The organism is Pantoea sp. X-Soil-OKNW-713, from assembly GCF_059730685.1.
On sequence record NZ_AP035996.1, the window covers coordinates 676,111 to 685,399 of the forward strand.

The following is a 9,289-nucleotide window of genomic DNA, read 5'->3' on the forward strand; positions in this document are numbered from 1 at the left end:
ACAGCATACAGGCTGCGTTAAATAGGCTTTTCTTATGACAAAAAGAAATGCTTGCACTCTTCTTCGCAACACGTCTATAACAAATATATCTAGCGTATTCGCTATAAAAAGATGAAGTTTTAGACAACAACATCGAACCCGAGAGGAACCCGCAATGGCAGTTAACCAGAGTCAGTTAGGACAGATGTTTGAGCAGGTGTTACGTCTGTCGAAAGTCGATGCCACACAAAGCGTCGCCATTCTGAAAAGTCACTATTCTGATGCACGCACCGTGCAGGCCGCGACCGATGCTGCACTACGATTGGGCGCGAAAGTGTATTGCGTGGAACTGCCAGCCTTTAATCATCCCACCGCGATGGGCAACGACATGACCGCCTACTGCGGCGATACCGCGTTAACCGGCAACATTGCGGCGCAACGCGCGCTGGAAGCGGCAGACCTGATTGTCGATACCATGATGTTGCTGCACTCACCGGAGCAGGAACAGATCCTGAAAACCGGTACCCGTATCCTGCTGGCAGTTGAACCCCCGGAAGTGTTGGCACGAATGTTGCCAACGGAAGAGGACAAGTCGCGTGTGCTGGCCGCGGCCGCGGTGCTGGAGAAAGCGCGCATGATGACGGTGAAATCTCAGGCCGGCAGCGATTTCCGTGCCCCGCTGGGACAGTATCCGACGGTGACCGAGTACGGTTATGCCGATGAACCGGGCCGCTGGGACCATTGGCCGAGCGGTTTCCTGTTCACCTGGCCGAACGAAGATCAGGCGGAAGGGGTGCTGGTGCTGGAAGTGGGAGATATCCTGCTGCCGTTTAAATCCTATGCCCGTGAACGCATCACGCTGGAAATCGAGAAAGGCTTTGTGACAAAGATTCACGGTGGCTTCGAAGCGGAATACCTGCGTGATTACATGAGCTATTTCAACGACCCGGAAGTGTATGGCATTTCACATATCGGCTGGGGATTACAGCCACGCGCACAGTGGACCGCTATGGGCCTGCACGACAAAAACGACGGCATGTGTATGGATGCACGCGCGTTTTACGGCAACTTCCTGTTCTCCACCGGTCCGAACACCGAAGTGGGCGGCAAACGTAAAACGCCATGCCATATGGATATCGCGCTGCGCCGTTGTGACATCAAAGTTGATGATCTGCTGGTGGTCGCCGAAGGCGAAGTGGTGGCACCCGAAGCCTCACGCGCACGTTAATCATACGCAGGGAGCGGCTGTCAGCGCAGTGACAATGCATTACACTGCCTGGCAGTATCCGGGAAAAAGGACCTTTTTATGTCGCACGACCACACTTCCCCCACGGAAGACAATTACGACTACACCCAACAGGTTGGCCATCTGCTGCGCAAGGTTTACCAGCGCCATGTGGCGATTTTTCAACAACATGTGGGTGATTCACAGATCACGGCGGTGCAATTTATTACGCTTTGCGCACTGCGCGACCACGGTCCCAGCGCGCAGAACGATTTAGTGCGTTACACCGCTGTCGATCAGGCCACCATCCGCGGCGTGGTTGAACGTTTAAAGGCGCGCGATCTGGTCAGTCTTGGCCCTGATCCCACCGACAAACGCAAGGTGATTGTGATGCTGACAGAGCCGGGACAGGCGCTGATTCAGCACACCACCGATAACGCAGTTCGCATTACTGAAATGACGTATGGGCAGTTGAATCCAGCCGAACGAGTCGCGCTGGTTTATCTGCTCAGGAAAATGCTGGACGACACGAGCCAGTCATAACCCGGGGCGAGTGAGCCGCCTCGGTAAGGCGGTCAATAATGAAAATGATGGCACAACAGTCTGCCACGACAGTTTCACCTGCAGGTTTACGCTGTTATTCATTGAAGGTTAACGGCGAAGAGAGAGAAGTCACCAGCTATCGCGACACCTCGTTATTGCTGGTACTGCGTAATGAATTATCCCTTAACGGTCCGAAATATGGCTGCGGGCTGGGCGAATGCGGTGCCTGTACCGTGATGATTGATGGCGTTGCCGCGCGTGCCTGCGTGATCCCGGCGTTTGGCGTGCGGCAGCGCGCTATCACCACCCTGGAAGGCTTAGGCAGCCGTGACGCGCTGCATCCGGTGCAGCAGGCGTTTATCGAAGAACAGGCCGCACAATGCGGCTACTGCCTGAATGGCATGATCATGACCACCGCCGCGTTGTTGCGCGATCTCCCCTGCCCCAGCGACCAACAAATTCGTTCCGCCCTGAGCGGCAATCTGTGCCGCTGCGGCACCCATCAGGAGATCCTCTGCGCGGTGAAGCGCGCAGTGCAACTCTGCCTGCAACAGGCGGAGGAGCAGCCATGAGCCATGCCGATGTACCCACCCAGCAACAACTGCTGGCGGCTGACAATGTGCTGCTGATCGTCGATGAGATCCAGCCACCACCCGGACTGGTGCCAAAAGGCCAGACCCCCACCCTCAAACCCAAAGAACTGGCGTTGTTTATCGCCATCGATGGCGAAGGCAAAGTGTGGGCTTTTAACGGCCATGTCGATCTTGGTACCGGGGTGAAAACCTCGCTGACGCAAATCGTTGCCGAAGAACTCAACCTGCGTATGGACCAGGTACAGATGGTGCTGGGCGATACGTTGCGCGTACCCAATCAGGGCGCGACCATCGCCAGCGCCACCTTACAGATATCCGCCGTCCCGCTGCGTAAAGCCGCCGCTGAAGCACGCCGCTGGCTGACGCAACAGGCAGCAGCGCGTTTACAGGTAGGCGAAGCCGAGTTATCGCTGGATGCCGGAGAATTCCGCCTGGCCAATGGCACCGCCCTGAATTTTGCCGAACTGGTTAACGGTCAGCGCTGCCAGTTACGTATTTCAGATGATGCTCCGCTGAAACCCGCCAGCGAATACCGGCTGGTGGGCACCAGCTCACAACGTGTCGATATTCCGGGCAAAGCCACCGGCGAACTGACCTGGGTGCACGATATGCGTCTGCCGGGCATGCTGCATGGTCGCGTGATCCGCCCACCTTATGCCGGTTATGACACCGGGCAATTCGTCGGGACCTCGCTTCTCAGCATCGATGAAAGTTCGATTGCCCATCTGGAAGGCATCGTCAAAGTGGTGCAAATCGCCGATTTTGTTGGCGTAGTCGCCGAACGCGAAGATCAGGCCATCGCCGCGATGGAAACCCTGAAAGTACGCTGGAAACCCTGGGAGCATATGCTGCCGGATATGCGCGACGTGGAAAAAGCGATTCGCGATAATCCGCGCACCTCGCGCGTGGTACACGACACTGGCGAGGTGGACGCCGCTCTGGATAATGTCGCGCAACGCTTTACCCGCAACTATGTCTGGCCTTATCAGCTACACGGTTCTATCGGTCCTTCCTGTGCGGTCGCCGCCTTTGATGCGGTTGGCTTGCAGGTGTGGAGCGGCACACAGAACCCCCATCTGCTGCGCGCCGATCTCGCCTGGCTGTTTGAGATGCCGGAAAGTGACATTGAAGTGAACCGCATGGAGGCGGCGGGTTGTTATGGCCGCAACTGCGCCGATGATGTCGCCGCCGATGCCGCGCTGTTGTCCCGTGCCGTAGGCCAGCCGGTGCGCGTCCAGTTAACGCGCGCCCAGGAACACGTCTGGGAACCGAAAGGTACCGCGCAGTTGATGGATGTGGATGGCGGCCTCGATGCTGAGGGTAATCCGCAGGTGTACGATTTCACCACCTCCTACCCTTCCAACGGCGCACCAACCCTGGCGTTGCTGTTGACCGGGCGAGTGGACCCGGTAGCGCTGGCCTACGAGATGGGCGACCGCACCTCGATCCCACCCTACGACTTTCCGCATATGCGCGTCACCATTGAAGATATGGCACCGATTGTGCGCGCTTCATGGATGCGCGGCGTTTCGGCATTGCCTAATACCTTCGCCCACGAATCCTATATGGATGAACTGGCGCACGCAGCCGGGGTCGATCCGGTCGAATATCGCTTGCGCTATATCCAGGACGAACGTGCGGCTGAGCTGATCCGCTCGACCGCCGATCGCGCAGGCTGGACACCACGCACCGAACCGATGCAAAGCAGCAGCGAACCCGGCGTGTTACGTGGCCGTGGCTTCGCCTATGCACGTTATATTCACAGCAAATTTCCCGGCTTTGGCGCCGCCTGGGCGGCGTGGGTCGCCGATGTGGCGATTGATAAGCAGAGCGGCGAGATTGCCGTTACGCGCATTACCGTCGGCCATGACGCGGGCATGATGGTCAATCCCGACGGCGTGAAGCACCAGATCCACGGTAACGTGATTCAGTCCACCAGCCGCGTGTTGAAAGAACAGGTGACGATCGAGAGCAACATGATCGCCAGTCAGGAATGGGGTAGCTATCCGATCCTCACCTTCCCGGAGGTACCGGATATCGATGTGATGATGATGCCGCGTCCGTATGAGCCGCCGCTTGGCGCGGGTGAGTCAGCTTCGGTGCCCAGTGCCGCCGCCATCGCCAATGCGGTATTTGATGCCACCGGTATCCGTTTTCGCGAGTTGCCGATCACCTCAGATAAACTGCGCCAGGCGCTCAACGGACCGGATCCACAGCCTGAACCACAACTGCCTGCGCCGGCGCGTAACAAAACCACGCGCCGTCGCAAATGGGCGTTTGGTAGCGCGGCGGGATTACTTGGTGCAGCAATTGGCATCGCCACTAACGCCCTGCCGTGGCGTGCGGCTATCGCGCCGGTTACCCCGCCTGCGGCAGGGAGCTGGTCGCTGGAGATGCTGGAACGAGGGCGTCAGGTAGCGGCAGCCGGAGACTGCGCGGTGTGCCACACCACCGAAGGCGGTGCCACCAATGCCGGCGGGCTGAAGATGGATACGCCATTTGGCACGCTCTACACCACCAACATCACCCCGGATAAAAAAACCGGCATCGGTAACTGGTCGTTTAACGCCTTTGACCGGGCGATGCGCCAGGGCATCAGCCGCGACGGGCATCATCTCTACCCGGCGTTTCCCTATACGTCATTCCGTCAGCTGAGTGAAGGCGATATGCAGGCGTTATACGCCTACCTGATGTCACAACCGGCAGTGGAGCAGGCTCCGCCCGCTAATGAGATGCGTTTTCCATTTAATATGCGTTTCCTGATGGCTGGCTGGAATACGCTTTATCTGCGCACCGGCGAATACCAGAACGATCCCAGCAAAAGTGCCGAATGGAATCGCGGGGCGTATCTGGTGAATGGCGCGGGTCACTGCGGTGCCTGCCATTCACCCCGCAATGTGATGGGGGCAGAAAAAGGCGGCGATCAGTTCCTTGCTGGCGGCTGGGTTGATGGCTGGGAAGCTCCGGCACTCAATCAATTGAGTAAATCACCGCAGCCCTGGACGGCGGCATCACTTTACAACTATCTGCGCAACGGTTACGACGACAAACATGGCGTGGCGGCCGGGCCAATGGCACCGGTGGTGAGTCATCTGGCGACGCTGCCGGAGGCGGATGTGCGAGCGATGGCGAGCTATCTGGCGGATATCAATGGTCAGACGCCTGCGCCCGTGGCACAACCTTTGGCGCAACCCGCATGGAACACCGCCGCCGGGGAACGCCTGTTCAAGGGTGCTTGCCAGGCCTGTCATAGTGCCAGCGAAGGGGGGCCGAAGCTGTTTGGCGTCAGTCCTTCTATGGCGAACAGCAGCAGTCTGACCAGCGCCACACCGGATAACCTGTTGCAGGTGGTGCTACACGGGATTGATAAACCGGCCACCGATGATCTGGGTTATATGCCGGGCTTCGCCGCCAGTCTTTCCGATAAGCAGGTCGCTGATATCGCCGCATATCTGCGCCAGCGTTACGCCCCGGATGAACCCGCCTGGGCTGACTTAACGGAAAAAGTGGCGCAGGTACGCGCGAATCCCAGCAGTCACTGAGGTGGAGGAAAGGTATGTTGTCACTCGATCAACGTGTGATTGACCAGGGGCTGCTGTGGTTGCAACAAGGCAAGGTGATCTGGCTGTGCACCGTACTGCATAGCTGGGGATCGGCGCCGCGTTCGCCAGGGGCGATGCTGGTGGCAGATGCTGACGGTCACTGGAGCGGTTCACTCTCGGGCGGCTGTATCGAGGAAGATTTCCTGGCACGGGTACAACAGGGCGCGTATCCGCGCGCCAGTGAACGGGTGCGTTATGGCGCAGAGGGATTGGCGCCTCCGGTTCAGCTTCCCTGTGGCGGCGTACTGGATGTGCTGGTGGAACGCCTTGAACCGCAGGAACATTCTCTGGCGTTGTTGCGTGCCATGCAGCAGGCATTGAGTGGCGGTCCGTTGCTGACGCGTTATATCACCCTCGGCTGCGATCATGAGTGGCAGCCCCTGGCGCAAGGCGCTCCCCTGCCCTCGCTCAGGTATGACGATGACAGCGTGGTGCTCCCGGTTGGCGCAGTGACCACGGTGTTGATCGCCGGATATTCTGCTGTCGCCAGTGACTGTATCCGTCTGGCGCTGATGCTCGGTTTCCGCGTGGTGGTGTGTGAACATCGTGATGCTGAATTCGAACAACTCCAGGCGGCGTTGGGAAGCTGTGAAAATCTCCATTGCGTTCAGCTGCATCCGGCACGTTATCTGGAGCAGTCGGGGGCGTCGGCAGGAACGGCGATCCTCTGCCTGACTCACGATCCACGGGTTGATGATTTAACGCTGATGGAAGCGGTGCATACCCCGGCGTTTTACATTGGCGCGATGGGATCGGCAAAAAATAGCCAGAAACGTCTGCAACGTCTGGCTGAACTGGGGGGATTATCGGATCAGGCGCTGGCGCGCATTCATGCGCCGATCGGCCTGCCAATTGGCAGCAAAACCCCTGGTGAGATTGCGCTGGCAACGCTGGCAGATATTGTTCGCGTCAGGAACGGTTTGTAGGTTCCGGCAGGTCTGCATCCCGAATGACACCGGCGTGCGCGCGGATGGTTTGCAGGATGCCCGGCTCCAGCAGTGCGCGTGCGCCATTATCACCGGTTAACTCACTCAACGCCTGACCATAACCCGTGGCAAATCCCACCGGGTGCCCTGGCTGTTGGTCCCAGCATAACCGAACCTGCTGAGCACCTGCGGCCAGCGCCTCGGCTACACAACGATGATCCTCTGCCGTTACCCATGCCATATCGCCCGGTTGAATCAGCCAACCCTGCCAGTTTCTGGTGTGGCGAACCGCCGCCGCGATGCTTTCGCCACTGCCATTGCTGGCAACGGTGATCGCCGGAATGTGGCGTTGTTGTGCAAGATCGAGGATCGCGTGATATTCAGGACGGGTAACCACCAGCAATGGCAAACCAGAGTTCTGCGCCTGTTGCAGGGTTAAGGCCAGCAGCGGTTGTTGGTTCTGCTGTGGAGCCAGCAGCTTATTGCCCAGCCCTCCGGCGCGAGCAAATCGAGCCCCCAATCCGGCGGCAAGAATGATAATTCCGGGTGTGTTCATCTGAGGATCTATCATGACTGAGTCGGGGCGCACAGTATCGCGCGCCCCGTTATGATTAGCGACGATTTTTCCATACCGTCTGGATGTTGCAGAACTCGTAGACACCAAAGCTGGACAATTCACGGCCATAGCCGCTTTTCTTCACACCACCGATAGCGACACGCGGATCCGATGCGCCATTGCCGTTAATAAATACCGCACCGGTTTCCAGTTGGCTTGCCAGTTCGTTTGCCAGTGCTTCGTTACCGCTCCAGATGGTGGCGCTGAGGCCAAACTCGCTGTTGTTTGCCAGCTCCAGCGCATGTTGCGCATCGCGGGCAACGGTGATGGCGGCCACGGGACCAAAGATCTCCTGACGGAAAGCTGTCATCTCAGGCGTGACATCGGCGAGGATCGTTGGGGCATAGTAGTTACCCACTCCTTCAATTTTATGGCCACCCAGCACCACGCGTGCACCTTCAGCGATGCTTTGCTGTACCTGTCGATCCAGCTCATCACGCAGGTCATAACGCGCCATCGGTCCGATATAGGTTGTCTCCTCCAGCGGATCACCGATTTTCAGTGCCTGTACCGCTGCGCTAAAACGCGCCTCAAAGGCTTGTGAGACACTTTCTTCGATGATGAAGCGTTTGGCTGCCATACACACCTGTCCGGTGTTCTGGTAGCGTCCTGTGACCGCTGAGGCCACTGCGGCATCCAAATCAGCATCGGCAAGGACGATAAAGGGATCGGCACCACCCAATTCCAGCACGGTTTTTTTCAGTGCAGCTCCGGCTTGTGCGGCAATAGCTCCCCCGGCACGTACGCTGCCGGTGACCGCCACCGCAGCGATACGTGGATCTTTGATGGCGATGGAGACGCCATCGTTATCCACGTTAATGACAGTGAAGGCTCCTTCAGGCAAATCGGTCGCATCAAACAGGCTGGTGATCAGATTGGCACAACCCATTACGCTGGGTGCATGTTTCAACAGGTAGGTGTTTCCTGCCAGCAACATGCTGACGGCTCCACGCAGAACCTGCCAGTAAGGGAAGTTCCACGGCATCACTGCCAGGATCACACCCAGTGGACGAAATGCCTGCCATGCCTGTTGGTTTTCCACAAGCGTAGGTTTGTCTGCCAGCATTGCCGGGCCTTGCTCAGCATACCAGTCACACAGGTTGGCGCATTTCAGGACTTCAGCACGCGCTTGCGCAATCGGTTTGCCCATTTCGAGCGTTGCCATTCTCGCCAGTTCGTCCTGGCGCTGACGAATTTGCTCGCCAAGCTGACGCAGGACTTTCACGCGCTGTTCCATGCTGGTATTACGCCACTGGCTGAAGGCCTGAGCGCTTTGTTGTAATGCTGTTTCCAGTTCAGCAGGGTTTTGCAGCGGCCAGTTTGCAAGGATCTCGCCGTTGGTGGGATTGCGTGAGATTACATTGTCAGTCATAAGTGCCTTCATCGTAAGTTTGTCTGGTGATTGGCAACCACCTTACGCCTGGGCAGGAGTGATGAAAAATGAATATTAATGAGGAAGTTCTTCTCTGCAAATGAATACGATGAAGTGTCGCTTGCAGCGCGCTAATGTTTGGATCCTGAATATATCGCCCTGACATTGCCGCTTCTGAATATGCGATTGGTCTGCTATGCAGCGGATTTTTCTGAGAGTTATTCAGTTATACAGTGATTAGATCTCTAAGAAAGATCATAGATAGATCTTAAAGAGATCCTAAGAGATCCCGGATCGTCGCAGGCCGCACCGGACAAGGGCTGAGAAGGTGATCGTGTTCACTATAATCAGCAAAGTATTCACTGTAATCAGCACTTTATTCACTATAGCCAGTAGAATGTTCACTATAAACAGTGTTAATGTTCACTGTAAT

Annotated in this window: 7 protein-coding genes; 5 read left to right on the plus strand and 2 right to left on the minus strand. The window is 57.3% G+C overall.

Translation table 11 applies throughout. From position 1 onward, the window contains the following. Positions 1–154: 154 nt before the first annotated feature. The 5 genes from AC6I8R_RS23600 (at position 155) to AC6I8R_RS23620 (ending at position 6,868) form a co-directional block, all read left to right on the plus strand. Positions 155–1,207, plus strand: a complete 1,053-nt coding sequence (locus AC6I8R_RS23600) for a 2,5-dihydroxypyridine 5,6-dioxygenase NicX family protein (RefSeq protein ID WP_208726051.1) — start codon at positions 155–157, stop codon at positions 1,205–1,207. 78 nt (positions 1,208–1,285) lie between these two features. After that, positions 1,286–1,747 (plus strand): MarR family winged helix-turn-helix transcriptional regulator, encoded by a 462-nt coding sequence (locus AC6I8R_RS23605; protein WP_208726053.1) that lies wholly within the window; start codon positions 1,286–1,288, stop codon positions 1,745–1,747. A 44-nt stretch (positions 1,748–1,791) separates the two neighbouring features. Next, a complete protein-coding gene (locus AC6I8R_RS23610; protein ID WP_415173024.1) occupies positions 1,792–2,319 on the plus strand; it encodes a (2Fe-2S)-binding protein in 528 nt (175 codons plus the stop codon). Continuing rightward, positions 2,316–5,882: a molybdopterin cofactor-binding domain-containing protein gene (locus AC6I8R_RS23615; RefSeq protein ID WP_415173000.1), complete on the plus strand. Its 3,567-nt coding sequence runs from the start codon at positions 2,316–2,318 to the stop codon at positions 5,880–5,882. Before AC6I8R_RS23610 ends, AC6I8R_RS23615 begins: the two co-directional genes overlap by 4 nt. A 14-nt stretch (positions 5,883–5,896) precedes the next feature. Continuing rightward, a complete protein-coding gene (locus AC6I8R_RS23620; protein ID WP_415172999.1) occupies positions 5,897–6,868 on the plus strand; it encodes an XdhC family protein in 972 nt (323 codons plus the stop codon). Here the strand turns inward: AC6I8R_RS23620 and AC6I8R_RS23625 are convergent. Together AC6I8R_RS23625 and AC6I8R_RS23630 are read right to left on the minus strand one after the other, a co-directional pair. Continuing rightward, on the minus strand, positions 6,852–7,424 hold the full coding sequence (locus AC6I8R_RS23625) for a nucleotidyltransferase family protein (RefSeq protein ID WP_415172998.1): 573 nt from the start codon (positions 7,422–7,424) through the stop codon (positions 6,852–6,854). The genes AC6I8R_RS23620 and AC6I8R_RS23625 overlap by 17 nt on opposite strands. Positions 7,425–7,479: 55 nt before the next feature. Next, entirely contained in the window at positions 7,480–8,856 is a 1,377-nt protein-coding gene (locus AC6I8R_RS23630; RefSeq protein WP_415172997.1) for an aldehyde dehydrogenase family protein, read from the minus strand. Positions 8,857–9,289 lie beyond the last annotated feature (433 nt).